Source organism: Rhodoplanes tepidamans (genome assembly GCF_030813915.1).
Taxonomy (GTDB): domain Bacteria; phylum Pseudomonadota; class Alphaproteobacteria; order Rhizobiales; family Xanthobacteraceae; genus Rhodoplanes; species Rhodoplanes tepidamans.
Genome location: NZ_JAUSUJ010000015.1, coordinates 110,105 through 136,750, shown reverse-complemented (window position 1 = coordinate 136,750; position 26,646 = coordinate 110,105). Strand labels below are relative to the sequence as shown.

Sequence of the window (26,646 nt, the reverse complement as noted above, 5' to 3'; positions counted from 1 at the left end):
GTGCGGATGGCGCGGCGCCTCAGCCCGGTCCGAGCAGCCGGCGGGCGGTGCGCTCCAGTGCGGCCCGCAGACGGTCGGCCAGCGCCGTCTCGACCACCAGCCGGAAGCCGAGATTGGCGGGCGGCACCCCAGCCGCGCAGCCGCCGGTGCGCGGATCGCGGATGAAGTCCGTCATGTAGGTGCGGTGCTCGCCCTGGACGACGCGCACGCCGCAATTGGTGGTCACCGGCCGCACCGCGCCGGACGGCGCGAGCTCGGCCCGCTCGAAGCAGGTGGCGGTCCACTCCCAGACATTGCCGGCGAGGTCGACGAGGCCGTTCGCGTTGGCCCCGAAGGTGCCGACCGGCTGCGGTGCGATCGGCGGACGCTCGCGTGCCGACTCGGTCTCGTAGCGGGCCAGCCAGGCCTTCGCCGGATCGGCGGCATCGACCACCGGCAGCGCCTCGTCGCTCGCCTTCTCGGCGGCGGCGAACACCCATTCGGCGTCGGTCGGCAGCCGGTGCACCACCCCGGTCTGTCGCGTGATCCAGTCGGCATAGGCGAGAGCGTCTCGGAAGCTCACGCCGACGACCGGACGGTCGGCCGTCGGTACGGCCTGGGGAATGCGCGGGCATGCACCCGCCTCGACGCACGACGCATACTCGGCCGCGGTGACCTGCCGGGTCATGATCGCCAGCGGGCGATCCTGCCGCAGCTGCCGCCGGGGCGCGGCCACCGGCCGGCCGGCCGTCGAGAAGTCGCCGGCGAGACGGTACGCGAACGCGCCGGGGGCGAGCGTCACCACGGCGTGCGGCAGCGGCGGCGGCGCTATCGGAGTCAGCAGCGCGACGCCGCCGACCGCCAGCGGACCGGCGACCAGGGCGGCGACGGCGATCTTCAGGCCCGAGGCGATCAGCATGACGACCCCTCCCGATCCGGGCCGGCCCGCGACGCCGCGGGCCGGATCACGTCATCGGCTCACTTCACCACCGACGTCCCGGCGGCTCCCACCTTGCCGGGCGTGATCGGGCCGGGCGGCGACACCTGGGTCATCAGGTCGTCGTTCCAGGTGCCCTCGACCTTGAAATGCGCCGTGGCGCCGAGCTCGACCGCCTCGATAAGATTGTGGTTCACGTAGGCGTAGATGCCGGGCTGCAGGAACGTGTAGAGCGCCGCCCCGGCCGAGCCGCCGCGCACGAACCAGGTCTCCAGGTTCTTCTCCGGCGGGTTGGCGAACTTGCCGGTCTCCCAGACGTAGTCGCCGTGACCGCCGATCAGGTGCGGGCGGGTATCGCGGTTGGCCTGCGAGTGGACGATCATCACGGTCTCGCCGACCTTGGCGGTCATCGCGTTCGCACCGGTGAGCGCGCCGACCTTTCCGTTGAACACCACATGCGTCGGGATCAGCTTGCGCATCACCTCGGTCGTGTCGGAGTAGGACTCGGCGAGCGACTCGTAGGTCTTGTACTTGCCGGTCTCGTCGCGCGGCACATAGAGATCGTTCTCGCCGACATAGTAGATGCGGTCGTAGCGCAGCGGCTTGCCGTCGCGGTCCTTCAGGCCGTTGCGCGGCAGCACCATCAGGGTGCCGGACATGCCGGAGACGACGTGCCAGGGGATCATGCCCTCGGGCGCGCAGTGATAGACGAACGCGCCCGTGCGGGTCGCCTTGAAGCGCAGCACCACCTGCTCGCCCGGATTGACGTGGGTGAGCGCCCCGCCGCCCAGCGCGCCGGTGGCCGCGTGGAAGTCGATGTTGTGCGGCATCGTGTTGGTGTCGGGATTGACCAGCGTCAGCTCGACGTAATCGCCCTCGTGCACCACCATCATGGGCCCGGGCATGGTGCCGTTGAACGTCATGGCGCGGAACTTGGTCCCCGCCTCGTCGATCACCACCTCCTTCTCCTCGATCACCATCTTGAACGCGACGATCGCCGGCCCCTCCCGGGTGGCCTGCTGATGCGGGTGGACGAAGGGCGGAGCCACCAGATCGACGGTCTTGCGGGGGAGATCGGGGCTCGCCGCGAGGGCGGGAGCGGCGGCCAGGAGCGCGGCCACGGCGGCGCCCATCAGTACGGACCTTCGGGTCATCGGACCCCTCCTTCGCTGTTACGGCCTTGCTGTGATCCAGTGGCCCCAGGCTAGGAGCGGGGTCGCGCCGCTTCGTTGCGATACGGCAATCATCCGGCCCGGCCACCCCGCGACCCTGCGGTTGCTTGCGGTTCCGCAAACAGCGGACGGGGTCCGGTCGGCCCGCGTTGAAATGGGCGAGGCGGTGATAGTTGACATGATCCACTATCTAGTTAACACTCTCAACCATCCTGACCGTGCCCCGTTGCCTGGACGATGAGCCCGTGAGCCGAGCGAAGCCCAGATCCATGACCGTCGCGCCGCCCGTCGGAGCGGACCGCGAGCCGGCCATCAAGGACCTGCTCTCCTACCGGCTGCACCAGGTCGCCAACCTGCTCTCCCGCGGCGCCGCGATGCGCTACAAGCGCGAGTTCGGCGTCAGCCTTTGGGAGTGGCGCACCGTCGCGCTGCTCGGCGCCTACGCGCCGCTCTCGCTCAACGAGCTCGCCAAGGCGGCCGGCCTGGACAAGAGCCAGATCAGCCGGGTCGTCTCCGGGCTGACGGCGCGCGGCTTCATCCTGCGCGAGGTGGACGCCCGCGACGGCCGCGGCGTCCGCCTGACCCTGACGGTGCCCGGCCGGCAGCTCTATGCCGGCCTGATGCGGGCGGCGCGCGAGCGCAACGAGCGCCTGGCGCAGCGCCTCTCCGAGGAGGAGCGGGCCTGCCTGGAGCGCATCCTCGTCACGCTGGGCGACCAGGCCCGCGACTTCGTGCGCGAGGAGCGCACGCTGTCGGGCGCACGCCGGGATGCCCGGACGAAATCGACGACACGACCGCGCGATCGCTGAAGCGCCGCGCCAACAGCAAAGACCCGACAGGAAACGCACTCGGAGGAGGCGACGACATGGATCGACGCACGTTCCTCGCCGCGCTCGCGGCGAGCGGGCTGCTGCCGCGCGCGGCGGCGGCCCAGCCCTACCCGGCCAAGCCCATCCGGCTGATCGTCACCTTCGCGGCCGGCGGCCCGGCCGACCTCTTCGGCCGCGCCCTCGCGGCCGGCATGTCGACGGAGCTCGGGCAGCAGGTGGTGGTGGAGTCCCGCACCGGCGCCGGCGGCCTCACCGGCCTGTCCGCCGCCGCCCACAGCACGGCGGACGGCTACACGCTCTGCCTCGCCGGCGCGGCCGCGCTGTCGACCATCCCGTTCATGATGGCGTCGATGCCGTTCGACTGGAAGACCGAGCTGACGCCGCTCACCCTGGTGGCGCGGGTGCCCGAGGTGCTGGTGGTGAATCCCTCGCTCGGGGTCGCCACGCTGCCCGAGCTGGTCGCCCACGCCAGGGCGAAGCCGCGCACCGTCAACTTCGGATCGGCCGGGGTCGGCAGCATCACCCATCTGGCCGGCGAGCTGCTGCGCGACCAGGCCCGGATCGACGTCGTCCACGTTCCCTACCGGGGCGCCGCGCCGGCCGTGAACGATCTCCTGGGCGGCCACGTGCAGTTCGTCATCGCCGACATCCCGGTGCTGCTGCCGCACATCCAGGCGGGTGCCGTGAAGCCGCTCGCCGTCACCACGGCGAAACGCACCTCGGTGCTGCCGGACGTGCCGACCACGGCCGAGCTCGGCTATCCGGGCGTGCTGTCGGACAACTGGTACGGCCTGGTCGCGCCCGGCGGGCTGCCCGCCGAGATCGCCGCGGTGCTGCACAAGGCGGCCACGGCGGCGCTGGCGTCGGACGAGCTCGCTCGCCAGTTCGAGACCCAGGCCGCGATCCCGTCGCCGACCACAGGCGCGGAGTTCGTCGCTTTCATCGAGTCCGAACAGGCCAAGTGGGGCCCGCTCGTCAAGGCGACGGGCGCCCGGCTGTGACGGCCGTGCCGTCGGGCGCCGTCGTGATCGGCTTCCACACGTGATCAGGATCCGGCCGTGAGAGAGTGTCTCCGCACCCGCGTCACCGACCTGCTCGGGATCCGCTACCCGATCCTGCAGGCCGGCATGAGCTGGGCCTCCTCCAATGCCGAGCTGCCGGCCGCCGTGTCGGCGGCCGGCGGGCTGGGCGTGATCGCCGCCGGCCCGATGTATCCGGACGATCTGCGCGCCGCCGTCCGGCGCGTGCGGGACCTCACGGCGGCCCCGTTCGCCGTCAACGTGCCGCTCTACAACAAGCGGGCCGACGCCTTCCTGCAGATCGTGCTCGACGAGAAGGTGCCGATCCTGGTCGCCTCGCAGGGCGGACCGGGCAAGCACATCGCAAGGGTCAAGGACGCCGGCGTGACCTGGCTGCACGTCGCCGCCTCGCCGGTCCACGCCGCCAAGGCGGAGGCGGCGGGGGTCGACGCGGTGATCGCGGTGGGCGCCGAGGCGGGCGGGCATCCGCCGCCCGACGAGGTCGGCACCCTGGTGGTGGTGCGCGCCGTGGTCGGCGCGGTGTGCGTCCCGGTGATCGGCGGCGGCGGCGTCGCCGACGGCGCCGGGATCGCCGCGCTGCTGAGCCTCGGCGCCGAGGGGGTGCAGCTCGGCACCCGGTTCCTGCTCACCCCCGAGGCCCGGCTCCACCCGGCCTACAAGGAGCGGGCCCTCGCCGCCGCGATCGACGACACCACTCTGGTCGGACGCGGACGGCTGCCGGTCCGGGTGCTCCGCAACGCGTTCACCCAGGCGGTCGCCGCGGCCCAGGCGGACGGCCGCCCGGCCGCCGAGATCGCCGCCCTGGCCGAGGCTGCCACCCTGAAGATGGCCGCCCATGACGGCGACGTCGCCCACGGCAAGGTCGAGGTCGGCCAGTCCGTCGGGCTGATCCACGAGATTCTCCCGGCCGCCGAGGTGATGCGGCGGCTGGTCGCCGAGACCGAGGCCGCCATCGCCCGGCTGACGCGGATGTCGTCGGCCGCCACCATGGCGGAGCCGGCGTGACACCGCCAACCGCGACGCAGGACCCGAATCGATGCCCGACCTCCTGACCGAGACGCACGGCGCCGTGCGTGTCATCACCCTGAACCGGCCGGCCAAGCGCAACGCGCTCGACAACGCCCTCACCACGGCGCTGCTGGAGGCCCTGCGCGACGCCGACGCGGCCGCCGAGATCGGCGCCGTGGTGCTGACCGGTGCCGGGCCGGCCTTCTGCGCCGGCGCCGATCTGTCCGAGTTCAAGATGCTGACGCCCGAGAACCAGCATCTGGTCGACCGCCGCGCCGAGCTGACCATGTCGCTGCACGGCATCTTTCCGAAGATGACCAAGCCGGTGATCACCGCCGTCAACGGACCCGCGATGGGCGGCGGCGCCGGCCTCGCGCTCGCCGGCGACGTCGCCGTGATGGCCGAGAGCGCCACGCTCGGCTGGCCCGAGGTGAAGCACGGCATCGTCGCCGCGATCGTGCTGCCCAGCCTGGTGCGCAACATCGGCCGCAAGGCCGCGTTCGAGCTGGTGGCGACCGGCGCTCCAATGGACGCCAAGAGGGCGCAGGCGCTCGGGGCCGTCAATCACGTCGTGCCGAGCGACGAGCTGATGGACGTCGCCCTGGCGCTCGCCGGGCAGATGGCGTCGTTCAGCCGCGCCGCGATGGCGGCCACCAAGCAGCTCTTCTATCACGCCCTCGACGTGCCCTACGACGACGCGCTGGTGGCCGGCCGCGAGGCCAACCGGCGCATGCGCGCGTTCCGCAAGGGCTGAGGAGACGCGCGCCGGATGAAGCCGCTGCAGAATCTCACCATCCTGGATCTCTCGCGCGTGCTGGCGTGCCCGTTCGCCAGCATGATCCTGGCCGAGCTCGGCGCCACCGTGATCAAGGTCGAGGAGCCAGGCCGCGGCGACGAGACCCGCACCTTCGAGCCCTTCGTGACGCGCGACGGCGGCCGGGAGAGCGCCTACTATCTCGCCTTCAATCGCAGCAAGCGCTCGATCACGGTCGACCTCCGCTCACGCGAGGGGCAGGAGATCGTGCGCGGCCTCGCCGCCGAGGCCGACGTGCTGCTCGAAAACTTCCCGGTCGGCACCCTCGCCCGGCACGGCCTCGACTACGCGTCGATCCGGGCCGTCAACGAGCGCATCGTCTACGTCTCCTGCACGGGCTTCGGCCAGACCGGCCCCTATGCGCGACGCAAGGGCTACGACACCATCTTCCAGGCGATGGGCGGCATCATGAGCCTGACCGGCGAGCGCGGCGGCGACCCGGTCAAGCCGGGGCTGCCGGTCGCCGATCTCTCCTCCGGCCTGTGGATCGTGATCGCCGTGCTGGCTGCCGTGCAGGGCCGCGACGCCGCCGGCGGGACCGGGTCGCACGTCGACTTCTCCATGCTGGACGGGCAGATCGCGCTGCTGACGCTGGCCGCCGCCCGCTGGTTCGCGCTCGGCGAGGTGCCGCCCCGCCTCGGCACCGAGCATCCGAGCCGCGTGCCGACCGCGAGCTTCCGCTGCGCCGACGGCGGCTGGCTGCACATCACGGCGAGCGACCAGCACTGGATGCCGCTGTGCCGGGTGCTCGGTCTCGAGACCTGGGGCGGCGAGCCCGCCCTGCAGCAGAACTCCGAGCGGGTGCGACGGCGCGACGAGGTGATGGCCGCGCTCGGCGGCGCGATCGCCACCCGCCGGCGCGACGAGCTCGCCGCCGCGCTCGACGCGGCCGGCGTGCCGCAGGGCCCGATCCGCACCGTCGACGAGATCCTCGCCGACGAGCACACCCGCGCCCGCGCCCTCGTCGACACGTTCGAGCACCCGGTCGTCGGATCGTTCCCGGGCCTGCGCCTGCCCTACCGATTCGACGGTTTCGACGATCCTGCGGTCGGCCGCCCGCCCCTGCTCGGCGAGCACACCGACGAGATTCTGCGCGAGCGGCTCGGCTACTCGGCCGAACGCATCGCGGCACTGCGCGAGGCAAAGGTCGTATGAGCGCTTCTCCCGTTCTCACGACGCTGTCGGACGGCGTCTTCACCGTGACGCTGAACCGGCCGCAGGCCCGCAACGCGCTCGACACCGCCACCTGCGAGGCCCTGAGCGCCGCGGCCCGCACGGCCCGCGACGACGCGCAGGTCCGCCTCGTGCTGGTGCGCGCCGCCGGCCCGGTGTTCTGCGCCGGCGCCGACCTGAAGGAGCGCCAGGGCATGAGCCCGGACGCGATCCGGGCGCGGCGCCTCAAGGCGTTCGCCGCCTATGCGGCGATCGAGGCGCTTCCGATGCCGACGATCGCCGTGGTCGAGGGGCCGGCGGTCGGCTCCGGCTGCGAGATCGCCGCGGCCTGCGACCTGATCGTCGCCACGCCGGCGGCGAGCTTCGCCACCCCCGAGGCACTGTGGGGCACGGTCGGCGCCACCCAGCGGCTGCCCCGCATCCTCGGCAAGCGGCTCGCCAAGGACATGATGTTCACGGGGCGCCGGCTCGCCGCGGCCGAGGCCTGCGCGGCCGGCCTGGTGGCCCGGGTGGTCGCGGCCGAGGCGCTGGAGGCGACCCTCGCCGAGGTCGCCGCGACGATCCGCAAGGCGCCGGCGGCGGCGCTCGCCCAGGCCAAGCGCTGCATCGACCGCGGCGTCGAGCTCGATCCCGCCGGCGCGCTGGCGATCGAGCTGATGGCGATCGAGGAGAACATCGCGGCCGACACCTGGCGGGACGGCATCGCCCGGTTCGGAGGCGCGCGATGAGCGGGACGACGACGCTCGCCGCCGCGCTGGCCCGCAACGCCGCCCGGCGCGGCGGCGCCGAGGCGTTGGTCACGGACACGGCGCGCCTGACCTGGCGCGCGCTCGACGCCGACGTCCGCCGCGCCGCGCGCGCCATGCTGGCGATGGGCGTGCGCCGGGGCGATCACGTCGGGCTCCTGTTCGGCAACGACGAGACCTGGGTGACGCTGTTCTTCGCCGCCGCGACGATCGGGGCCGTCACGGTGCCGGTGAACACGCGGTTCAAGGCGGCCGAGCTCGGCTTCTGCCTGAAGCAGGCCGACGTGACGACGCTGTTTCTCGCCGACCGCTTCCTCGGCATCGACTTCGTCGCGTTCATGCGCGAGGCCGAGCCGGCGGTCGACGCCGCGCTGCCCGGCGGCGCCCTCCCGCGACTCGCCGCCGTCGTCGTGCGCGGCGAGACGGTGCCGGCCGCGGCGCTGTCGCTCGACGCCGTCCTGGCGCGGGGCGACGCGGTGTCGGACGCGGACCTCGCAACGGCCGCCGCCGCCGTGCGCCCCGACGACCCGCTGCTGATCCAGTTCACCTCGGGAACGACGGCCTTCCCCAAGGGCGTCGTGCTCACCCACGACAACATGCTGCGCAACGCCGCCGCGGTGGCGACCCGCATGGGCGTGACGGCCGACGACCGCTACTTCAACTGCCGCCCGTTCTTCCATGTGGCGGGATCGACCCTGTCGCTGCTGGTCTCTCTCGTCACCGGCTGCGGCCTGGCGACATTGCCGACCTTCGAGGCCGGCGCGGCGCTGCGGATGATGGAGGCGGAGCGCTGCACGCTCACGTCGGGCAACGACACGCTGTTCCAGCTGATGATGGGCCATCCCGACTTCGCGACGCGTCGCCTCTCGCTGCGCGGCGGCTGGTGCGCCGCCGGGCCGGAGACGATGCGCAACATCGTCGAGCGGATGGGCGCCCGCGACCTCTGCTGGGCGTACGGGCTGTCCGAGGCCTCGCCCAACGTGGTGTTCAGCGACCGGACCGATCCGCTCGACCGGCGCATCGAGGGGGCCGCCCGGCCGCATCCGGGCGTCGAGGTGCGGATCGCCGGGCTGGACGGCGCCCCCGTGCCGCCCGGCCACACGGGCGAGATCCAGGTCCGCGGCTGGAACGTGATGCGCGGCTACTACAACAATCCGGACGCCACGGCGGCGGCGTTCACGGCGGACGGCTGGCTGCGCACCGGCGACGTCGGCACGCTCGACCCCGACGGCTGGCTGCGCCTGATCGGCCGCATCAAGGACGTGTTCCGGGTCGGCGGCGAGAACGTCGCCCCGGCCGAGGTCGAGGAGGTGCTGCTCGCCCATCCGGCGGTCGCCACCGCCCAGGTGGTCGGCGTCCCAGATACGCGGCTCGGCGAGGTGCCGGCCGCCTTCGTGACCCTCAAGGGCGGCGAGGTCGCCGACGAGGCCGAGCTGATCGCCTGGACGCGGCAGCGCTGCGCCAATTTCCGCGTGCCCCGCTATCTGCGCATCGTCGACGACTTCGAGGCGATCGGCATGACGGCGAGCGGCAAGGTGCAGAAGGCGAGGCTGCGCGCCCACGCGGTGGCCGCCTTCGGGCTCGGTTGAAGGGACCAGCATGACCGACGTGACTCTCTGCGAGTGCTTCGTCCGCGACGGGCTGCAGCACGAGCCGGACTTCGTGCCGACCGCGACCAAGCGGGACCTGATCGAACGCTTCGCGGCGCTCGGTTTCACCCGCATCGAGGCGACCTCCTACTCGAACCCCAAGGTGGTGCCGCAGTTCGCCGACGCGAGCGACCTGCTCCGCGCGCTGCGGCGGAGCGACGGCGTCCATTACAAGGCCACCTGCGCCAATCCCCGCGCCGTCGAGCGCGCCGTCGCCGACGTCGCGGCCGGCCACGGCGTCAACGAGATCAGCCTGCTGGTGTCGGCGAGCGAGCAGCACTCGCAGACCAACCTGCGGCGCTCGCGCGCCGAGCAGTGGGACAACGTGCGCGCCATGGCGGCGGCCGCCGACGGACGCTTCCGGCTGGTCGGCTCGATCTCGGTCGCCTTCGGCTGCCCGTTCGAGGGCGCCGTCGCCCCGGAGACCGTGATCGCCGACGTCGAGCGCTTCGCCGCGCTGGGCGTCCGCCACGTCTCGCTCGGCGACACGACCGGGATGGCGACGCCGCAGAGCGTCGCGGCCCTGTGCCACCTGGTCCGGCGCGCCGTGCCGGAGGTGACGCCGATCGGCCATTTCCACGACACCCGCGGCACCGGGCTGGTCAACGTGCTGGCGGCGCTCGACGCCGGGGTGCGCTTCTTCGACGCCTCGTTCGGCGGTGTCGGCGGGCACCCGGCGAAGGTCCGCTATGGCAGCGGCTTCACCGGCAATGTGTGCACCGAGGACCTGGTCGGGCTGCTGGAGTCGCTTGGGGTGCGCACCGGCATCGACCTCGCCGGCCTGCTCGACACCGCGCTGGCCTGCGAGGCGGCGCTGGGACGGCCGCTGCACGGCCGGGTGACCCGCAGCGGCCTCAATCCGCTGATCGGTGACGGCACCGCCGTCGCGCCGCCGGCGGCGGCCGCGCACGGTCGCTAAGGCGCGCCGGAACCCGGCCGGCGCCCGTCGATGTAGCGGACGAACAGCGGCCGGCCGGCAATGCCGCGGCCGAAGCGCTCGGAGAAGCGCAGGCGGTCGCAGCCGTCGAGGCTCGCCGCGATGGCCCGGCGGTAGGCCTCGCGCGTCTCCCTGGTGGCACCTTTGGTGGCGTAGGTGACCGACGGCGGGCCCATCAGGGCGCCGTCGCGGGTGAGCCCGAACCGCACCGTCATCTCCATGCCGGGCTCGCGGGCGTCCCCGGCCGGCGGCGTCCAGCAGGCACGCAGCGCCGCGAACAGTGCCTTCACGCTCTCGATCGGTGCATCCGGCGGCGGCGCCGCCTCGGCCGGAGCGGCGGTGTCGATGGTGAGCCGCAGGCTGTCCGGCAGGCAGCCGCGGCCGCCGCAGTCCGGCGCGGCGCTGCCGGCTCCGCCGCGACGGTCGCGGCGCCCCTCCGGCGTCACCAGCACGGGCACGTCGCCGGGGCCGCGGCGATACATCGGCACGTCGCGCGCCGCCGGCCCCGGTGCGACGCGGCCGCCGCCGATGCCGACGCCGCCCGGCGTCCAGCCCTGCACCGGCGCCCCGGGGGCGATCGGGATGCCGCCCGGTCCGGGCGTCGTGGTGAGCTGGGCGAGCGCCGGCCCGGGAGTTCCGGCGATGCCGGCGAGGACGACGAGGCTCGCGACGAGACGGTTCATGGCGGCCTCCGGCGGCGCGGCGTCATTCTGCGCGGCGGGCGCCCGGCTGTCACGCCCGCGCCGGGTCGCCCGCCCGGGGTCAATCGCCGACCGGCCGCAGGGTTCGGCCGGCGCGTCGGATCACGCCCATTCGGCCCGCGCCTCGGCCGTGAGGTCGACGCTGCCGCGCACCCCGATGTCGTCGAAATGCGCGTCCAGGAACGTTTTCGCGCAGCGCCGTCCCTCGTCGCGCAGGAAGGCGAAGAAGTCGAAGTCGGTGGACATCCGGCTCGCCGCCGATAGCTCGTGGCCGATCACGTCCAGCGCGATGCGGTGCAGGTTGATGCGGCGGTAGGCGCCCGGCCCGGTGCCGTGCGGCAGGCGTCCCTCGTCGATCAGCCGCGCCACGAATTCGATGGCGCGCACCTCCGACAGCAGCGACGAGTTGAAGTTGATCTCGTTGACCCGGTCGAGGATCTCGCGCGACGTCGTCGGCGTCGTCCGCCGCACCAGCGGATTGAGCTGGACGATCAGCACGTCCTCGGTGGCGGTGGTGTGAAAGAACGGGAAGATCGCCGGATTGCCCAGATAGCCGCCGTCCCAATGCGGCACGCCGTCGATCTCGACGGCCCGGAACAGCATCGGCAGGCAGGCCGAGGCGAGGATCACGTCGGTCGTGATCTTCTCGCGGGAAAACACCCGCAGCCGGCCGGTGTGGACGTCGGTCGCCGAGACGAACAGCTGCAGCGGCGCATAAGCCCGCACGGCGTCGAAATCGACGAAGCGCTCGATCACCTCGCGCAGCGGATTGATGTCGAGCGGCCGCAGGTCGTAGGGCGGAAGGAAGCGGCCCAGCACGTCGAACCACATCCCGATCGGCGACGTCTCCAGCGGAACGAAGGACAGGAGCCGGTCGAGCACGGCCCGCTGCAGGGCCGGCAGGCCGCCGGCCGTGCTGACCGCCCGCCACAGGTCGGAGAGCCGCCGCTGCGCCTCCGCCGGCCCGCCGCGGGCGAGCCCGTCGGCCAGCATCACGGCGTTGACGGCGCCGGCCGAGGTGCCGGAGATGCCCTCGACCTGCAGGCGCCCGTCGGCGAGCAGGTGGTCGACCACGCCCCAGGTGAAGGCGCCGTGGGCGCCGCCGCCCTGCAGGGCGAGATTGATGCGCTTCGGCGCCCCGCTGGCCGGCGCGCCGGCGGGCGGGGACGCGGGTGATTCGGCCGTCATGGCGGCAGTCTACTCCGCCAGCGCCTCCTTGCGCTTGCGGAACACGGTCGGCGACAGCAGCACCAGGATCAGCAGCGCGGCGACGCCGAGCAGCGTTGCGCTGATCGGCCGCTGGACGAACACCGTGAAGTCGCCGTCGGACAGCATCATGGCGCGGCGGAAGTTCTCCTCGAGCTGCGGCCCGAGCACCAAGCCGAGCAGCAGCGGCGCCGGCTCGGCCCCGACCTTGATGAAGAAGTAGCCGATCACGGCGCAGCCCAGCATCAGCCAGATGTTGAACACGCTGTTGGCGATGCCGTAGGTGCCGATGCAGCACAGGAGCGCGATCGCCGGGAACAGCAGCCGGTAGGGGATCTTCAGCATCGAGACCCAGATCCCGACCAGCGGCAGGTTGATGACCAGGAGCATCAGGTTGCCGACCCACATCGAGGCGATGACGCCCCAGACGAGCTGCGGCTGCTCGGTCATGATCTGCGGCCCGGGCTGGATGCCGTGCATCATCAGGGCGCCGATCATCAGGGCCATCAGGGCGTTGGCCGGTATGCCGAGGGTCAGCAGCGGGATGAAGCTGGTCTGCGCGCCGGCGTTGTTGGCGGCTTCCGGCGCGGCGACGCCCTCGATCGCGCCGTGGCCGAACATCGCCTTGTTCTTCGACACCTTCTTCTCGACCGCGTAGGCCGTGAACGGCGGCAGCGCGGCGCCGCCGCCCGGCAGCACGCCGAGGATCGAGCCGATCAGGGTGCCGCGGGTCATCGCCGGGAACGCCGCCCTGAGGTCGGCGAGGCTGGGGATCAGGTCGCGCACCTTCTGGCTGACCACCTGGCGGACCGGCGGCCGCTCGAGATTGGCCATGATCTCGCCGAGCCCGAACATGCCCATCGCCACCGGCACGAAGTCGATGCCGTCGCCGAGCTCGGCGACCCCGAAGGTCATGCGGGCGGCACCCGACGACACGTCGATGCCGATCAGCCCGAGCAGCAGGCCGAGCAGCACCATGGCGAGCGCCTTCATCACCGAGCCGTGGGCCAGGATCACGGCGGCCAGCAGGCCGAGCACCAGCAGCGAGAAGTACTCGACCGCCGTGAACTTGAGGGCGAGCACCGACAGCGGGACGCTGAGCAGGCAGATCACCACGGTGGCGATGGTGCCGGCATAGAAGGAGGAGATGGCGGCGATCGCCAGCGCCGGCCCGGCTCGGCCGTTCTGCGCCATCTTGTGGCCGTCCAGGCAGGTGATCACGGCCGAGGTCTCGCCCGGCACGTTGACCAGGATGGCCGTGGTCGAGCCGCCGTACTGGGCGCCGTAGAAGATGCCGGCCAGCATGATGAAGGCCGATGTCGCCTCCAGCCCGAACGTGAAGGGCAGCAGGAGCGCGACGGTCGGGATCGGGCCGATGCCGGGCAGCACCCCGATCGCCGTACCGATGACGACGCCGATCAGGCAGTAGAGCAGGTTGATCGGCTCGACCGCGGTGGCGAGGCCGAGCGCGAGATTGGTGAACAGGTCCATGAGTGCCGGATCCTCACCAGGGCCAGACCGGCACCGGAAGCTTCAGGGCTTGGACGAACAGGAGGACGGCGCCGACCGCCATGGCGCCGCCGAACAGCACGGTCTCCAGCGGCCGCGTCTCGCGGCTGGCGAAGCCGGCGATCACGATGGTGACGAGCGAGGCGATCATCAGCCCGGCGGTCGTCACCAGCAGCGCGAAGGCGGCGACCGCGAGCAGGATGAACAGCACGGCGCGCGGCTGCAGCGGCGTGATGCCCTTGAACGGCGCGACAAGCCCGCGCACCACGAAGAACAGGCCGAAGGCGAGCACCAGGACGGCGATCGCCCGCGGCATGTAGCCCGGCCCCATGTTGGCCGCCGTGCCGACCCGCAGGCTCCAGGTGGCCGCCGTGGTGAAGGCGGCGACCACCATCAGGAACAGGCCGAACAGCAGGTCCTGCAGATCGATCCGGCGACCCTCCATGGCGCTTCGCGCTCCCTCACTCGCCCTTGATGCCGTTCTCGCGCACGACCTCGCCGAGCATCTTCACGTTCTCGGCGAACCAGGTCCGGAACGCGGCCGGGCCGTCCGCCTTCACGGTGCCGCCGAGGTCCTCGATCTTCGTCGCGATGTCCGGCATCGCGAGGATCTTGCGCAGAGCGGTGTCGAGCCTGGCGACGAGCTCGGGCGGCGAGCCGGCCGTCACCATCAGGCCCTGCCAGGTGCCGGCGTCGCCGGCCGGCAGCTTCGCCTCGGCGAAGGTCGGCAGGTCGGGCGCCGCCTTCAGGCGCGCCGGACCCGACACTGCGAGACCGACGAGCTGCTTGTTCTTGACGAAGGGCATCGTCGCCGTGACGCCGTTGAAGATCACCTGGCTCTCGCCCGACACCACGGCGCGGCTCGCCGCGGCGCCGCCGCGATACGGCACGTTCTTCCACTCGATGCCGAGACCCTTGGCGATCCGGACCGGGGTGACGTGATTCATGCCGCCGATGCCCGAGTTCGCCACCGCGAGCTTGCCCGGATTGGCCTTGGCGTAGCTGACCAGCTCGCCGGTCGTCTTGGCCGGCACGCTCGGGTTCACGGCCAGCACATAGGGCGCGAACATCACCATGCCGACCGGCGCCAGATCCTTCTGCGGATCGAAGGTGAGGTCGGGGAACAGGCTCGGCGCCAGCGCCAGGGTGCCGACGTCGAGGAGCAGCAGCGAGTGGCCGTCCTTCGCCGCCTTGGCGACCGCGTCGGCGCCGATATTGCCGGAGCCGCCCGGCTTGTTCTCGACGACGACCGCCTGGCCGATCTCCTCCTGGAGCTTCGGGGCGATCAGCCGCGCCAGGATGTCGGACGTGCCGCCCGGCGCGTAGGGCACCACGATGCGCACCGCACGGGAGAAGCTTTGCTGCGCCTCGGCAGGCGACGGCTGCAGGGTGGCGCCGGCCAGTGCGGCCATGGCGAGCAGGCAGAACGATCGGAGCATCGGCGTCCTCGTGATCCCGGTCATCTTGAACATGGAGCTCAGGGTTCGGGCGGGAGAGTCGCGGAAGGATCGGCAGGGAAGGAGCTGCAGAGAGGTCGTGGCACCGCCCGGGACGATGATAGGTCGTGTCCGACTTTGGTCTAGGCCTGTTCCGGGGCAGCGGGAATACGGATCACCACCAGCACATCTTGCAAATTACGAGAATAACGACTCCGTTAATCACATACGCAGCCTTTTGCTTGTCCACGTACTAATACGTGTGCATGATGGTGCCACCGTGCCGCCACGGATTCGGCGTGATGGCCCCAGAGAGAATCGCCCGCTCGGGTCGGCTGTTCCGGCTACACCGGTCGTCCGATGGCCTCGCCGCCCGAAGGGGGGAGAGTTCATGATGTGTCGCGTCGCGTTTCTGACAGCCGCGCTGCTCGTGCTCGCGGCGGATCTGGCTCCCAGGCCTGCCGTGGCGCAAGCCATTCCGCAGTCGCTTCAGGAGTCGGGGCCCGAGGCGACGCTCCGGCAGCGCAAGAACGCCTGGACAGTCGGCATCGTCGGCGGCCTGATCGACGGCTCCAGCATGCGGTTCGTCGACGAGCTCGCCAAGGCGCTCGACGACGGCGACGATCTCCGCATCCTGCCGATCGTCTCCTACGGCAACGCCTCGAACCTCGAGGACCTCCTCTACCTTCACGGCGTCGACGCGGCGGTGACCCAGGCGGACGTGTTCGAGTATTTCCGGGTCGAGCGCCGCACCCCGAACCTCGCCGCACGGGTCAACTACGTCCTGCCGCTGCCGATGTCGGACCTGCACATCCTGGCCCGGGAGGAGATCCGGACCATCCAGGATCTCCGCGGCAAGAAGGTGAATTTCGGCCCGCCGGGCAGCGGCTCCAGCCTCACCGGCTCGATCGTCTTCCAGCGGCTCGGCATCCCGGTCGAGCAGGTGATGACCGACCAGACCAACGCCCTGCACCAGCTGCGTTCCGGGGCGATCTCGGCGCTGATCCGGGTGGTCACCAAGCCGGTCGACTTCTTCAACAAGATCCCGCCGGGCTCCGGCCTGCATCTGCTCTCGGTGCCGTTCTCCAAGTCCATGGCCGACTATTACGGGATCGGCGAATTCACCGAGAAGGATTATCCCAACCTCGTGCCGGCCGGACGAACTGTCGACACGGTGGCGGTGCCGTCGGTCCTGGCGGTCTACAACTGGCCGGCCAACCATCCCCGCCGCGCCAAGATCGACCGGATGGTGACGCGCCTGTTCGACAACTGGGACAAGCTGCAGAAGCCGCCCTATCACCCGAAATGGCGCGACATCAATCCGGCCGCGACGGTGCCGGGGTGGACCCGGTTCCCGGTCGCCGAGCAGATGCTGCAGAAGATGCGCAGCGACGCGTCGTCCCGGCAGCAGAGCTCGCTGCGCAACGAGTTCCAGGAGTTCCTCACGCGGTCCGGCGCCGGCGCCGGCGGCGACCGCGAAGCCCTGTTCCGCCAGTTCCTCCAGTGGCAGCAGAGCCGCGGCGCCCCGCCACGGTGAACCTGCGCGACCGCGGCCGGGCGGCACGCAGCCCGCCGCGGCCGATCCGCAAAGGACTGTCATGTCGATCGTCCGGAGCCGAATCGCGTACGCTGGCGCCGTCGTGCTGCTCGCCACGGCCGCCGCCGCCCAGACGTACCCGGCCCGGCCGCTGCCGGCCAATCAGGCCGGTCCCTATGTCTGCGAGGTCGGGAGAGCCGCCGCCGAGATGCGGCGCATGACCGACATCGGTCTGATCGTCGAGGTCGGCGAGTTTCCGCCGAACGTCTCCGTCGTGGTCGACAAGCCGAAGTGGGATCGGGCCGCCCCGGCGGTGCGACGGCGATGGGTCCAGGAGATCGCCTGCGCGACCGGCGAGCGCTACGCCAACATGCTGCGCACCATCACGGTGCGGGCCCGGGACTCCACCCGGCTCGGCAGCTTCTCCAGCCGCGACCTGCAGGACTGACCGGGCCCGGCCGAACGCTCGGCTCGGCACGCCCCCCGGGCGTCGAACCCGGGCGGAGCGCGGGTCGTTGTCTCCGTGAGCCGCGCCGCCCGGCGCGGCGAGCAGGAGGTCTTCCGATGACACGGAGCACGACACCCACGGCCCGCCCCCGTCCCGGCGACGAGGCGCCGGCCGGAACGCCCGGTACCGGCGAGGCGATCTGTCCGGGCTGCGAGGGCACCGGTACGCTGCGCGGCCGGACTTGCCCGACCTGCGCCGGAACCGGCAAGGTGGTGCAGGGAATCGGCGGGGGTTGACGGACCGGGCGCCCGCCGTCGAGGCCGGCCCGGCCGATCGAGGACCCATGCGTCTCGCAGTTCGGATCGCCGCCGGCCTGGCGGTTCTGCTCGTGCTCTACGCGGCCTGGCCGCTGTGGGGGCTGTACCGGATCGCCGACGCGGTCGAACGGCGCGACGCCGCGCAGCTGAACCGGCTGATCGCGTTCCCGGAGCTGCGCCAGTCCCTGTCGTTTCAGATCTCGCGGGCCGTGCTCACCATCACGGGCCAGGACAAGCGGCTCGGGCGGCTGGGAAGCGGCCTCGTCATGTCGCTCGGCGCCGTCGCCGATCCGCTGGTCGAGCGCTTCGTCACGCCCGAGGGCGTCGCCACCCTGCTGGCGCGCGGCTGGCCCGAGACCCTGCCCGACGACGCGCCGGCGGCCACGCCGCGCATCGGCGGCATCCGCCCCGCCGACATCGGCAATGTCTGGGGCGTCTTCGCGGCCGCACACTATCGCGGCCGCAGCTTCTGGATCGCCCTGCCGCTCGACACGCCGGCGGCGCAGCAGTTCCGCATCCGGCTGCGGCTGATCGCCGGCACCTGGACGCTGGTCGGCATCGACCTGCCGGAGGAGCTCCGGCTTCGCTTCGCCACCGTGCTGGTGCGCGACGTGCGGAACTGACCACCGCCCGCCGGCCGTCCCTCGGACCGAGCGTCGGCGCGTCAGACCGGCGTCACAATGGGCGCGTCACGAGCCGCGCTTCACCGTGGTGATCTCGGTGCAGTTCACGTTGCCCCAGGCCGTGCGGCTGCACTGGCGGGTGCTGACGTACTGGACGCGCGGCGGCTCCGGCGCGACGACCACGGCCGGCGCGGCTTCGGCAGCCTTCGCGGCGGTCGCCGGGGTGGCGGCGACGGCGGCGGACACCGGGTTCGGGGAAATGGGCTTGGCGCCGGGATACGGCATCTTGAACACGGCGACGAGAGTCAGCACCACGACAGCAAGCGCATAGATGATATTCATCGAACACTCCAATCCGAGGCGTCGGCAACATCTGCGGACCGGACCCGCGCCGGCCCGTGGGCTACGAAGACCGGCGGCAGGATGCCGCAAACCGGTTTAAGGCATATTACCATACCGCGGATGTTGCGTCGAAAACCCCGCCGTGGCGTTACGCCGCGCGGAGCGCCGGCGCCGCTTCACAACGGAACGAGGCCCGCCTCGATCTCGGCCCGCCGCGGCTCCAGGAAGGGCGGCAGCGCGAGCTGCTCGCCGAGCGTCTCCAGCGGCTCGTCGACCGCGAAGCCCGGCCCATCGGTGGCGATCTCGAACAGGATGCCGTTCGGCTCGCGGAAATAGAGGCTGCGGAAGTAGTAGCGGTCGACCGGCCCGCTCGACGGAATGCGCAGGCGGCGCAGCCGCTCGACCCAGTCCTGATAGGCGGCGTCGGGAACCCGGAAGGCGACGTGATGGACGCCACCGGCACCGGGTCCGGCCGCCGGCAGGTCCGGCTCGACGGCGACGTGCAGTTCGGCCGCCGGCCCGCCCGGTCCCATCGCATAGACATGGGTGCGCGAGCCGGCATGGCCGGGCGTCTCGTAGTCGCGCACGCGGGTCATGTTCATCAGCGCGGTCAGCACCGCGTCGGTGGGCGCGAGGTCCGGGACCGACAGGGTGATCGGCCCGAGGCCGCGAATCTGGTGCGCGGCCGCGACCGGGCTGCCGGCCCAGGCGTGCGATTCGCCGGCGCCGCCGTCGTCGATCAGGCTGAGGCGCTGGCCTTCGGGATCCTCGAGATCGAGGGTGGCGCGGCCGTCACGCAACACGATGTCGGAGTGGGTCACGCCCGCCTCGGCGAGGCGCTCCTTCCACCAGGCGAGGCTCGCCTCCCCGGCGACCCGCAGGCCGGTACGGCTGATGCTGTGCGTGCCGCGCCGCTCGCGCCCGACCGGCCAGTCGAAGAAGGTGAGGTCCGAGCCCGGCGAGGCGAGGCCGTCCGCGTAGAAGAGGTGATAGGCCGAGACGTCGTCCTGATTCACGGTCTTCTTCACGAGCCGCATGCCGAGCGTGCCGGTGTAGAAGGCATGGTTGCCGGGCGCGTTCGCCGTGACGGCGGTGAGGTGGTGGATTCCGGTGAGTTGCATGGGGGTCGCTCTTCTGATCGGGAATCGTGTGCGGCTCAGGAGAGCCGCGCCAGGAAGGCCGCCGCGAGGGCGAGGTCGGCCTGCACGAGGCCGTGCCCGGCCGTTACGGTGCGGAGCGTCACGTCGGCGCCGGCCGTGACCAGGATCGTGGCGAGCTTTTCCGGATCGCCTTGCGGCATGATCGGGTCGGCGTCGCCCGCCACGATCAGCACCGGCGTTCTGCCGAGCGTCTGCACGGGCGCCGGGCGGTCGGTCAGCGGCACCATGGCGCGCAGCAGGACGGCCCCGGCGAGAACGCCGGGATGGAGCTGCAGCAGCGCCGCCGCGATGTTGGCGCCGTTGGAGAAGCCGAGCGCCACCGGCGCCGCGATCCCGTACTCCTCCCGCGCCGCGCCGACGAACGCCGCCAGGTCTCCGGCGCGCCGGCGCACGTCGTCCTGGTCCAGCACGCCCTCGGCGAGCCGGCGGAAGAAGCGCGGCGCGCGGCCCTCCAGCACGTTGCCGCGCGGCGACAGCAGGGCGGAGCCGGGCGACAGCGCCTGCCCGAGCCCGATCAGATCGGTCTCGTCGCCGCCGGTGCCGTGCAGCAGCAGGAGCGGCGGTCGTCCCGGCGCCGTCGCCGGCACGAAGCGATGGACATGAAGATCGAGCGCCGACGCGCTCTTCGTCGCGATGGACATCCTGGCCTCGGGGGTGAGAGGGTTTGTGATCGGCGGACGTCCCTCTCCCCGCGAGCGGGGAGAGGGACGTGGAGCGCCCTGCCTTCGCTCACGCCACCTGCGGCAGCGCCGCCTCGATGGCGGCGCGGCGCGGCTCGTAGCGGGCCGGCAGCTTGAGCGCGGTGCCGAGCGCCGCGACCGGCTCGTCGACGGCGAAGCCGGGCACGTCGGTGGCGATCTCGAACAGCACGCCGCCCGGCTCGCGGAAATAGACCGAGCGGAAGTAGTTGCGGTCGCGCTGCTCGGTCGTCCGGATCCCGTGCTCGCTCGCCAGCCGCGCCACCATCGCGGCCTGCGCCGCGTCGTCCGCGGCCCGGAAGGCGACGTGGTGGACCGAGCCGGCGCCGAGCCGGCGGCGGAACGATGCGGCCGCCTGGTGCAGATCGACGATGGTGCCGGGCATGCCGGCGGCGGCGTCACGCGAGCGATAGCGCAGCACGTCGGCCTCCGCGTCGCGGCCGACCTCCTCGAAGCCGAGCGCGTCGGTCAGGATCGCGGCCGTCGGCGTCGTGTCGGCGACCAGCAGACCGACCGAGTGCACGCCGCGGATCGCCACCTCGGCCGGGATCTCCGCCGAGCTCCACGCCGGCTCGCGCTCGATCCCCGGCACGCCGACCAGCGCGAGGCGGGTGCCGTCGGGATCGCGGAACCGGATCACGGTCTCGCCGAAGCGCTTCTCGGGCGCCTCGTGGCGCAGGCCGGCCTCGACCAGCCGGTGCGTCCAGAACGCGACCGCGCTCTCCGGAATGCGCAGGGCCGTCTCGATCGTCTCCCCGACGCCGGACTGGCCAGGCGCCGCGTGCTCCCACGGGAAGAACGTGACGATGGTGCCGGGCCGGCCGGTCTCGTCGCCGTAGTAGAAGTGATAGGTGCTCGGATCGTCGAAATTGACGGTCTTCTTCACCAGCCGGAGGCCCAGCGTCCGCGTGTAGACGTCGAGATTGCGGTGGGCGCGGCCGGCCATGATGGTCACGTGGTGAATGCCATGGGCCATGGGGGTGTCTCCGGGGGTTCGGCGGGCATCGCCCGCTCGTTCGTGTCCTGCCCAAGATGGCAGCGGCCACGCCTTGATGCCATTGCGACGTCGCAATGCTTGAAGTGCATTAACGCCCGGGCTATTGCATCTGTGAACAACGAGGCACACCCCCGATGCCCGATTCCCAAAAGGCCCTGGCCTGGGACGACTTCCGGCTGATCAAGGCGATCGCCGACGCCCGCACCCTGCCGGCGGCCGCGACCCTGCTCGGAATCAATCACTCGACCGTCTTCCGCCGGCTCGGCCAGATCGAGGCGGCGCTCGGCACGCCGCTGTTCGAGCGCCACCGCGCCGGCTACGCCGCGACCGCCGCCGGCGAGGAGATGATCGCGGTCGCCCGCCGCATGGACGACGACGTCGCCGCCGTCACGCGCCGCCTCGCCGGCCAGGAGGTCTCGCCCTCCGGTGAGCTGCGGGTGACCACCAACGACTCGCTGCTGGTCCACCTGCTGACGCCGCTGTTCGCCAAGTTCCGGGCGGCCTGCCCGGACGTGCGGCTCGACATCGTGCTGGCCAACCAGGCCCTCAACCTCTCGCGTCGGGATGCCGACGTCGCGATCCGGGCGACGGACGCGCCGCCCGAGACGCTGGTCGGCCGCCGCGCCGCCACCATCGCCTGGGCGCTGTACGGCCGCGCCGCGGACTTTCCGAACGGCCCGCCCGGCGACGAGACCGATCTCCATGCCCGCGACTGGATCGCCCTCGGCGAGCACCTCGGCTCGCTGCAGGCGGTAAAGTACGTGCAGGCGCATGTCGCGCCCGAGCGCGTCGCCTACCGGGTCAACTCGGTGCTCGGCCTCGCCGAGGCCGTGGAGAACGGGCTCGGCATCGGCCATCTGCCCTGCCTGATCGGCGAGGCGCGCCCGGCGCTCCTGCGCCTCGCGCCGCCGGACCCGGCGCTCTCCGCCGACCTCTGGCTGCTCACCCATCCGGACCTGCGCCACGCCGCCCGGGTGCGCGTGTTCATGGACTTTCTCGCCGCCGAACTGGCCAAGCTGCGGCGGTTCATCTCCGGCGAGGAGCCGCGCACCGGGGCGTAACGCTCATCCCGGCTGACGTCGAAGCCACCGAGCGTCAGCCCGGGGCGGGGGATCGCGATCAGTTCGCCTTCTCGAAGGCGGCCGCGATCGTGAGGTCGACCTGGTCGGACACCATCGGCACGGCGAACGTCATCCCGAAGGCGCTGCGCTTGATCGAGGTGGAGGCCTCGAAGCCGATCGTCGCGGCCTTGTTCATCGGGTTGACGCCGGCGCCGGTGAAGCGCGCGTCGAGCACGACCGGCTGGGTCACGCCGCGCAGCGTGAGATCGCCGACGATGCGGGCGCGCTCGCCGTCCACCTCGATGCGGGTCGAACGGAACGTCGCCTTGGGAAACCTGGCGGTCTCGAAGAAGTCGGCCTTCTGGAGATGCGCGTCGAGCGCCTTGCTGGTGGTGATCGCCGCGCCGAGCGGGATCTCGATCTCGACCTTGGCGGCGGCCGGCTGGCTCGGATCGATGGTCAGCGAGCCGGTGCTGCCGCCGATCAGGCCGTGATAGTCGGTGAAGCCGAAGTGATTGACCGTGAACGCCACCTGGGTGTGGTCGGTGTCGACCTTGTAGGTGCCGGCGGCGACACGCGAGACGTCCGGCCTGCCGGGCCGCTCGGGCGGGGCGGACTGCGCCGACGCGGGGCCCGAGAGGACGAGCACGACGGCCGCGACGGCGGCCGGAAGAAAGATCCGCATGTTTCACTCCAGGCGAGACGGTCACGCGGCGCAGGCGCCGCTTCGCCCGGGACTCTAGGCGAGCGGGACACCGTGGCAACCCGCCGCCCCGCGACCCGCGGTCGCGTCGACCGTCACGCGCGCGCGGCGATCACCGCCACCGGGCCGCCGCCGTCCGGGCCCTGGTGCTCGGCGCCGCCCGAGACGTAGATCTCGGCGTGGCCGACTAGGCCGGCGAGCGCCCCGCACACGAAGGCGCGGGCGTGGCGGGTCGCCGAGATGTCGGAGTCGTCCAGCATGGTGTGGCGATTGCCGCGCAGGCGCCCGTCGTGGCTCGCCTCGGCCTTGGACAGGAGCGCGACGAGCCGGTCGCGCTCGGCCGGCGCGAGCTGGCCGTCGGCCGAAAAGCCGAGGCGGCGCAGCGCCGCCCGCACCGGCTCCACGTCGATGCCGTCGGCCATCACGGCGTGATCCACGGTGAGCGGACCGACCCAGGCCGGCGAGGTGCCGATCACGACGATCTCGTGGTCGAGCAGCTCGATGCCCGACGAGCACGAGGCGCGGCCCGACCACAGCGACCAGTCGGACGCGATCCTGTCGTCCGTGATCGCGTCGCGAGAAACCTCGCCCAGCGCGACCGCCACGCCGAGCGCGCTGGCGGCGCGCGACAGCCCCATCGACTTCAGCGTGTCGCGGGTCGCGACGGTCCCGCCCATCGCCTCCGCCTGGCCGATGCGCTGGAGCGTGAGCAGCGGGCACTTGATCTGGACGAAATGCACGTCCGCCGGATCCGCGATGCCGGCGTCGGCCATCGCCGCGCGCACGCCCTCCGCCACCATGTCGACCTCGGCGACCCGGCCGAGCGCCGGGAACGGCAGCACCGGCGTGCGGGTGCGGCCGATGGCGAGCGCCGCGCCTGTCGCGGTCTCGTCGGTGTCGCGGCGCTCGAACACGGTCCAGTGCGGCGACATCCCGCCCTCGGTGCCGCCCGACATGACGAGGCAGACGGCGTGCGCCGCCTCGGCGCTCATGTATCGCTGCAGCATCAGGCCGAGCGACTGGGTGGCGAAGCCGCGGGCGAAGTCGTTGACGCAGCCGTTGCCCTCGGTCTTGCCGAAGATGGCGACGATGCCCTTCGGGTCGATGCGACCGGCGGCGATCGCCGCCTCGATGCCCGAGACGTCGTCGGGTGCGGCGGCGGAAATGCGATGGACATAGGCGCGGCGGGACATGGAAGACTCTCGGATGTGATCGGGACCAGCTGAATCAGGAACAGATGAACGTGCCGGCGCCGTAGTGGGCACCGAGGGCGGCGCGCAGCTCGGGCAGGGCGGCGCGGATCTCGGCGGTCGAGCCGAAGCGGGCCTTGAGGACGGCGAGCAGCTCGGTCTCGAGCGCCGGCAGGTCGACGCCGGTGACCGCGCCGTCGCGCACCACCTGCCGGCCGGCGACGAACAGATCCCTGACGTGCCGGCGGCGGGCCCGGGCGAGCAGCGTCTCCAGCGGCGGCACCGTGTCGTCGAGACGGTCGGCCGCGAGCGTCGCCCAGTCGAGCACCAGGAGATCGGCCGGCGCCCCCGGCGCCACCGTGCCGCCGGCGTCCTCGCCCAGCACGGCGAAGCGCCCGGCGGCGAGCGCGAAGCGCAGCAGCTGGTCGCGCGACATCGTGGTGGCGAAGCCCTCGCCCTTGTGGAGCAGATAGGCGAGCTGCATCTCGGCGAGCGGGTCCTCCTGCTCGTCGAGCGCGACGCCGTCGAGCCCCATCGCGACCCGACAGCCGCGCCGCAGCATCTCGGCGAGCGGCGCGATGCCCGAGCGCAGCACCAGATTCGACGAGGTGTTGACGACGATGGTGGCGCCGCGTTCGGCGATCAGCTCCATCTCGTCGGGCCGCAGCCAGGTGCCGTGCGCAAACGAGACGCGCGCGTTCACCAGCCCGAGGCCGTCCAGGTGGTTCAGCAGCCCGTGCGGATAGGTGGCGTCGGCCCAGGCGCGCTGGTAGCGGCTCTCCAGCAGATGCATGTGCACGCGCCGCCCGTGCGCCGCCGAGGCCTCGCCGATGCGGGCCAGGAGGTCGTCGCTGCACCACTGCGGCCCGGCCGGCCCGTACTGCACCGTGACGCCGTCGCCGGCGATCGCCGCGGCCGTCGCCTCGACCAGGGCGATCTGCTCGGCCCCCGGCAGCGGCGCGCGCAGGAGCGTCTCGCTCACGCAGGCGCAGGCGGCGTGCGAGAGGCGCCGGAGCATGTCGCCATGCGGGCCGTAGACCAGCGGGTTGCGGTCGCGGCACTGCACCGCGAAGGCGATCCTGATGCCGACGTCGCGGGCCGCCTTGGCCACCGCGCGCGCCTCGTCGAGATAGCCGGTCAGGCCCTGGACGCGGGTGTAGTGCGCCATCTCGACCGCGATGCCGGCGCGGGCGCTGCGCCCGAACGCCACCGCGGCGGCGAGCCAGGGATCGACCGCCGGGACGGCGGCGAGATGCGGCAGCCACGCCTCCAGGGCGACGTCGAAATTGCCGATCTGGCTGGAGCGCACCACGCGCGCGTGGTCGTGCGCGTTGACCAGGGCCGGCATCACGAGGCTTCCGCCGCCGAGAGGCGCGGCCGCCGGCGCCAGCCCCGCGATCCGGCCCTCCGCGAGCCTGATCGCCCGATCGCTCAGCGTCGCTCCATCCGGTCCGGCGATCACCACGGCGGCATCGAGGGTGGTCATAGCGAGGACTCCTGCCCGGCGCGGCTGCGCCTCATCCCATCGCGAACTCGGTCTTGCGGTGGGCCCAGCCGGTGACGCGGCCTTCGATCAGCGAGAAGACGCCGTAGAGCAGGATGCCGAGCGCCGCCAGGATGAACAGGCCGGCGAAGACGAGCGGCACGTCGAAGGACGACGAGGCGATCATCATCATGTTGCCGATGCCGCGGTTCGACGCCACCGTCTCGGAGATCACCGAGCCGACGAAGGACAGCGTCACGGCGACCTTCAGCGAGGCGAAGAAATAGGGCATGGCGCGCGGCAGGCCGACGTTCCACAGGATGTCGAACTTGGTCGCCCGCAGCGTCTTCATCACGTCCTCGAGCTCCGGCTCGGTGGTCGCGAGCCCGGTCGCGACGTTCACGACCACCGGGAAGATGCTCATGATCAGCGCGGTGAGCACGGCCGGCACGGTGCCGGCGCCGAAATACAGGACGAAGATCGGCACGACGGCGACCTTGGGGATCGACGAGAAGCCGACGAGCAGCGGATAGGCGACGTCATAGGCGAGCTTCGACCAGCCGATCAGCACGCCGATGACGATGCCGATGCCCACCCCGAGCACGAAGCCGAGCAGCGTCGTGTAGAGGGTCTGCACCGTGTGCGGCCACAGCGCCGGGAAGCGCTGCCACAGCGTCACGAAGATCTGGCTCGGCCGCGGCAGCACCGTGTCGCTCACCCCGAAGGCGAGGCACAGCACCTCCCAGACGACGAACAGCCCGACGATCAGCACGACCGAGGCGATCTTGCGCTTGAGGGTGGAGCTCATGATGCGATCCTCGGGGCTGTGGGCCGTTCGATGGCGCTCTGCGCCGTCGTGCCCGCGCTCGTCGCGGACATCCACGCTCTTGCCGTGTTGCCGCGGGGGAGGTCGTGGATGGCCGGGACGAGCCCGGCCATGACGGGATCGG

General features: G+C 72.1%; 27 protein-coding genes. 12 read left to right on the top strand and 15 right to left on the bottom strand.

The genetic code is table 11. The features are described 5' to 3' along the window. Window positions 1-19 precede the first annotated feature (19 nt). Window positions 20-898, bottom strand: a complete 879-nt coding sequence (locus tag J2S22_RS18525; protein ID WP_272774952.1) for an SUMF1/EgtB/PvdO family nonheme iron enzyme — start codon at window positions 896-898, stop codon at window positions 20-22. A 59-nt stretch (window positions 899-957) separates the two neighbouring features. Next, complete coding sequence (gene nirK, locus J2S22_RS18520; protein WP_272774953.1) at window positions 958-2,070, bottom strand: copper-containing nitrite reductase; 1,113 nt, start codon at window positions 2,068-2,070, stop codon at window positions 958-960. A 287-nt stretch (window positions 2,071-2,357) separates the two neighbouring features. Between nirK and J2S22_RS18515 the strand changes: the two genes are divergently transcribed. The 8 genes from J2S22_RS18515 to J2S22_RS18480 are packed head-to-tail and all read left to right on the top strand — an operon-like array spanning window position 2,358 to window position 10,267. Further along, window positions 2,358-2,897 (top strand): MarR family winged helix-turn-helix transcriptional regulator, encoded by a 540-nt coding sequence (locus J2S22_RS18515; protein WP_272774954.1) that lies wholly within the window; start codon window positions 2,358-2,360, stop codon window positions 2,895-2,897. Window positions 2,898-2,953: 56 nt separating this feature from the next. Then, the gene (locus tag J2S22_RS18510) at window positions 2,954-3,919 is read left to right on the top strand and encodes a Bug family tripartite tricarboxylate transporter substrate binding protein (RefSeq protein WP_272774955.1); all 966 of its coding nucleotides are present in this window, start codon (window positions 2,954-2,956) and stop codon (window positions 3,917-3,919) included. Window positions 3,920-3,976: 57 nt separating this feature from the next. Continuing rightward, window positions 3,977-4,963 (top strand): NAD(P)H-dependent flavin oxidoreductase, encoded by a 987-nt coding sequence (locus tag J2S22_RS18505; RefSeq protein WP_272774956.1) that lies wholly within the window; start codon window positions 3,977-3,979, stop codon window positions 4,961-4,963. Between the two features lie 31 nt (window positions 4,964-4,994). Beyond that, a complete protein-coding gene (locus tag J2S22_RS18500) occupies window positions 4,995-5,720 on the top strand; it encodes an enoyl-CoA hydratase/isomerase family protein (RefSeq protein WP_272774957.1) in 726 nt (241 codons plus the stop codon). A 15-nt stretch (window positions 5,721-5,735) separates the two neighbouring features. Beyond that, window positions 5,736-6,935 (top strand): CaiB/BaiF CoA transferase family protein, encoded by a 1,200-nt coding sequence (locus tag J2S22_RS18495; RefSeq protein WP_272774958.1) that lies wholly within the window; start codon window positions 5,736-5,738, stop codon window positions 6,933-6,935. Further along, window positions 6,932-7,681, top strand: coding sequence for an enoyl-CoA hydratase/isomerase family protein (locus J2S22_RS18490; protein ID WP_272774959.1), 750 nt, complete (start codon window positions 6,932-6,934; stop codon window positions 7,679-7,681). The genes J2S22_RS18495 and J2S22_RS18490 overlap by 4 nt, the downstream gene beginning before the upstream one ends. Beyond that, the gene (locus J2S22_RS18485) at window positions 7,678-9,288 is read left to right on the top strand and encodes an AMP-binding protein (RefSeq protein ID WP_272774960.1); all 1,611 of its coding nucleotides are present in this window, start codon (window positions 7,678-7,680) and stop codon (window positions 9,286-9,288) included. The genes J2S22_RS18490 and J2S22_RS18485 overlap by 4 nt, the downstream gene beginning before the upstream one ends. A 10-nt stretch (window positions 9,289-9,298) precedes the next feature. Then, window positions 9,299-10,267, top strand: coding sequence for a hydroxymethylglutaryl-CoA lyase (locus tag J2S22_RS18480; protein ID WP_272774961.1), 969 nt, complete (start codon window positions 9,299-9,301; stop codon window positions 10,265-10,267). Here J2S22_RS18480 and J2S22_RS18475 read toward each other — a convergent pair. The 5 genes from J2S22_RS18475 to J2S22_RS18455 all read right to left on the bottom strand — a co-directional run bounded on the left by J2S22_RS18475 (window position 10,264) and on the right by J2S22_RS18455 (window position 15,140). After that, complete coding sequence (locus J2S22_RS18475) at window positions 10,264-10,968, bottom strand: UCP034077 family protein (protein WP_272774962.1); 705 nt, start codon at window positions 10,966-10,968, stop codon at window positions 10,264-10,266. The genes J2S22_RS18480 and J2S22_RS18475 overlap by 4 nt on opposite strands. A 120-nt stretch (window positions 10,969-11,088) precedes the next feature. Then, entirely contained in the window at window positions 11,089-12,174 is a 1,086-nt protein-coding gene (locus J2S22_RS18470) for a patatin-like phospholipase family protein (RefSeq protein ID WP_272774963.1), read from the bottom strand. Between the two features lie 9 nt (window positions 12,175-12,183). Further along, window positions 12,184-13,683: a tripartite tricarboxylate transporter permease gene (locus J2S22_RS18465; RefSeq protein WP_272774964.1), complete on the bottom strand. Its 1,500-nt coding sequence runs from the start codon at window positions 13,681-13,683 to the stop codon at window positions 12,184-12,186. A gap of 13 nt (window positions 13,684-13,696) precedes the next feature. Beyond that, complete coding sequence (locus J2S22_RS18460; protein WP_272774965.1) at window positions 13,697-14,146, bottom strand: tripartite tricarboxylate transporter TctB family protein; 450 nt, start codon at window positions 14,144-14,146, stop codon at window positions 13,697-13,699. A gap of 16 nt (window positions 14,147-14,162) precedes the next feature. Beyond that, entirely contained in the window at window positions 14,163-15,140 is a 978-nt protein-coding gene (locus J2S22_RS18455; RefSeq protein WP_272774966.1) for a Bug family tripartite tricarboxylate transporter substrate binding protein, read from the bottom strand. 388 nt (window positions 15,141-15,528) lie between these two features. Here J2S22_RS18455 and J2S22_RS18450 point away from each other — a divergent pair, with 388 nt between their 5' ends. From J2S22_RS18450 to J2S22_RS18440, 3 genes are all read left to right on the top strand, one after another. Beyond that, entirely contained in the window at window positions 15,529-16,674 is a 1,146-nt protein-coding gene (locus tag J2S22_RS18450; RefSeq protein ID WP_272774967.1) for a TAXI family TRAP transporter solute-binding subunit, read from the top strand. A gap of 61 nt (window positions 16,675-16,735) precedes the next feature. Next, window positions 16,736-17,122, top strand: coding sequence for a hypothetical protein (locus tag J2S22_RS18445; protein WP_272774968.1), 387 nt, complete (start codon window positions 16,736-16,738; stop codon window positions 17,120-17,122). A gap of 343 nt (window positions 17,123-17,465) precedes the next feature. Next, window positions 17,466-18,062: a DUF2939 domain-containing protein gene (locus tag J2S22_RS18440; protein WP_272774970.1), complete on the top strand. Its 597-nt coding sequence runs from the start codon at window positions 17,466-17,468 to the stop codon at window positions 18,060-18,062. A 66-nt stretch (window positions 18,063-18,128) separates the two neighbouring features. Here J2S22_RS18440 and J2S22_RS18435 read toward each other — a convergent pair whose 3' ends face one another. From J2S22_RS18435 to J2S22_RS18420, 4 genes are all read right to left on the bottom strand, one after another. Next, entirely contained in the window at window positions 18,129-18,404 is a 276-nt protein-coding gene (locus J2S22_RS18435; protein ID WP_272774971.1) for a hypothetical protein, read from the bottom strand. A 176-nt stretch (window positions 18,405-18,580) separates the two neighbouring features. Then, window positions 18,581-19,525 (bottom strand): ring-cleaving dioxygenase, encoded by a 945-nt coding sequence (locus J2S22_RS18430; protein WP_272774972.1) that lies wholly within the window; start codon window positions 19,523-19,525, stop codon window positions 18,581-18,583. Window positions 19,526-19,560: 35 nt separating this feature from the next. Beyond that, window positions 19,561-20,205, bottom strand: a complete 645-nt coding sequence (locus J2S22_RS18425; protein ID WP_272774973.1) for an alpha/beta hydrolase — start codon at window positions 20,203-20,205, stop codon at window positions 19,561-19,563. A gap of 88 nt (window positions 20,206-20,293) precedes the next feature. Continuing rightward, entirely contained in the window at window positions 20,294-21,238 is a 945-nt protein-coding gene (locus J2S22_RS18420; protein ID WP_272774974.1) for a VOC family protein, read from the bottom strand. 155 nt (window positions 21,239-21,393) lie between these two features. Between J2S22_RS18420 and J2S22_RS18415 the strand changes: the two genes are divergently transcribed. Further along, complete coding sequence (locus tag J2S22_RS18415) at window positions 21,394-22,320, top strand: LysR family transcriptional regulator (RefSeq protein ID WP_272774975.1); 927 nt, start codon at window positions 21,394-21,396, stop codon at window positions 22,318-22,320. Window positions 22,321-22,378: 58 nt separating this feature from the next. Here J2S22_RS18415 and J2S22_RS18410 read toward each other — a convergent pair whose 3' ends face one another. The 4 genes from J2S22_RS18410 to J2S22_RS18395 all read right to left on the bottom strand — a co-directional run bounded on the left by J2S22_RS18410 (window position 22,379) and on the right by J2S22_RS18395 (window position 26,504). After that, window positions 22,379-23,005: a YceI family protein gene (locus J2S22_RS18410; protein ID WP_272774976.1), complete on the bottom strand. Its 627-nt coding sequence runs from the start codon at window positions 23,003-23,005 to the stop codon at window positions 22,379-22,381. 113 nt (window positions 23,006-23,118) lie between these two features. Next, complete coding sequence (atzD, locus tag J2S22_RS18405) at window positions 23,119-24,216, bottom strand: cyanuric acid amidohydrolase (protein WP_272774977.1); 1,098 nt, start codon at window positions 24,214-24,216, stop codon at window positions 23,119-23,121. A 34-nt stretch (window positions 24,217-24,250) separates the two neighbouring features. After that, a complete protein-coding gene (locus J2S22_RS18400) occupies window positions 24,251-25,699 on the bottom strand; it encodes an amidohydrolase family protein (RefSeq protein WP_272774978.1) in 1,449 nt (482 codons plus the stop codon). Window positions 25,700-25,730: 31 nt separating this feature from the next. After that, entirely contained in the window at window positions 25,731-26,504 is a 774-nt protein-coding gene (locus tag J2S22_RS18395; RefSeq protein ID WP_272774979.1) for an ABC transporter permease, read from the bottom strand. Between the last annotated feature and the right edge of the window lie 142 nt (window positions 26,505-26,646).

Excerpts from the sequence above, each read along its gene's own strand:
- J2S22_RS18400 (WP_272774978.1), bottom strand. The coding sequence starts at position 25,699 with ATGACCACCCTCGATGCCGCCGTGGTGATCGCCGGACCGGATGGAGCG.
- J2S22_RS18465 (WP_272774964.1), bottom strand. The coding sequence starts at position 13,683 with ATGGACCTGTTCACCAATCTCGCGCTCGGCCTCGCCACCGCGGTCGAG.
- J2S22_RS18510 (WP_272774955.1), top strand. The coding sequence starts at position 2,954 with ATGGATCGACGCACGTTCCTCGCCGCGCTCGCGGCGAGCGGGCTGCTG.
- J2S22_RS18500 (WP_272774957.1), top strand. The coding sequence starts at position 4,995 with ATGCCCGACCTCCTGACCGAGACGCACGGCGCCGTGCGTGTCATCACC.
- J2S22_RS18415 (WP_272774975.1), top strand. The coding sequence starts at position 21,394 with ATGCCCGATTCCCAAAAGGCCCTGGCCTGGGACGACTTCCGGCTGATC.
- J2S22_RS18445 (WP_272774968.1), top strand. The coding sequence starts at position 16,736 with ATGTCGATCGTCCGGAGCCGAATCGCGTACGCTGGCGCCGTCGTGCTG.
- J2S22_RS18435 (WP_272774971.1), bottom strand. The coding sequence starts at position 18,404 with ATGAATATCATCTATGCGCTTGCTGTCGTGGTGCTGACTCTCGTCGCC.
- J2S22_RS18470 (WP_272774963.1), bottom strand. The coding sequence starts at position 12,174 with ATGACGGCCGAATCACCCGCGTCCCCGCCCGCCGGCGCGCCGGCCAGC.
- J2S22_RS18525 (WP_272774952.1), bottom strand. The coding sequence starts at position 898 with ATGCTGATCGCCTCGGGCCTGAAGATCGCCGTCGCCGCCCTGGTCGCC.
- J2S22_RS18480 (WP_272774961.1), top strand. The coding sequence starts at position 9,299 with ATGACCGACGTGACTCTCTGCGAGTGCTTCGTCCGCGACGGGCTGCAG.
- J2S22_RS18515 (WP_272774954.1), top strand. The coding sequence starts at position 2,358 with ATGACCGTCGCGCCGCCCGTCGGAGCGGACCGCGAGCCGGCCATCAAG.
- J2S22_RS18420 (WP_272774974.1), bottom strand. The coding sequence starts at position 21,238 with ATGGCCCATGGCATTCACCACGTGACCATCATGGCCGGCCGCGCCCAC.
- J2S22_RS18485 (WP_272774960.1), top strand. The coding sequence starts at position 7,678 with ATGAGCGGGACGACGACGCTCGCCGCCGCGCTGGCCCGCAACGCCGCC.
- J2S22_RS18440 (WP_272774970.1), top strand. The coding sequence starts at position 17,466 with ATGCGTCTCGCAGTTCGGATCGCCGCCGGCCTGGCGGTTCTGCTCGTG.
- J2S22_RS18490 (WP_272774959.1), top strand. The coding sequence starts at position 6,932 with ATGAGCGCTTCTCCCGTTCTCACGACGCTGTCGGACGGCGTCTTCACC.
- J2S22_RS18425 (WP_272774973.1), bottom strand. The coding sequence starts at position 20,205 with ATGTCCATCGCGACGAAGAGCGCGTCGGCGCTCGATCTTCATGTCCAT.
- J2S22_RS18430 (WP_272774972.1), bottom strand. The coding sequence starts at position 19,525 with ATGCAACTCACCGGAATCCACCACCTCACCGCCGTCACGGCGAACGCG.
- J2S22_RS18460 (WP_272774965.1), bottom strand. The coding sequence starts at position 14,146 with ATGGAGGGTCGCCGGATCGATCTGCAGGACCTGCTGTTCGGCCTGTTC.
- J2S22_RS18410 (WP_272774976.1), bottom strand. The coding sequence starts at position 23,005 with ATGCGGATCTTTCTTCCGGCCGCCGTCGCGGCCGTCGTGCTCGTCCTC.
- J2S22_RS18455 (WP_272774966.1), bottom strand. The coding sequence starts at position 15,140 with ATGCTCCGATCGTTCTGCCTGCTCGCCATGGCCGCACTGGCCGGCGCC.
- atzD (WP_272774977.1), bottom strand. The coding sequence starts at position 24,216 with ATGTCCCGCCGCGCCTATGTCCATCGCATTTCCGCCGCCGCACCCGAC.
- nirK (WP_272774953.1), bottom strand. The coding sequence starts at position 2,070 with ATGACCCGAAGGTCCGTACTGATGGGCGCCGCCGTGGCCGCGCTCCTG.
- J2S22_RS18475 (WP_272774962.1), bottom strand. The coding sequence starts at position 10,968 with ATGAACCGTCTCGTCGCGAGCCTCGTCGTCCTCGCCGGCATCGCCGGA.
- J2S22_RS18395 (WP_272774979.1), bottom strand. The coding sequence starts at position 26,504 with ATGAGCTCCACCCTCAAGCGCAAGATCGCCTCGGTCGTGCTGATCGTC.
- J2S22_RS18450 (WP_272774967.1), top strand. The coding sequence starts at position 15,529 with ATGATGTGTCGCGTCGCGTTTCTGACAGCCGCGCTGCTCGTGCTCGCG.
- J2S22_RS18495 (WP_272774958.1), top strand. The coding sequence starts at position 5,736 with ATGAAGCCGCTGCAGAATCTCACCATCCTGGATCTCTCGCGCGTGCTG.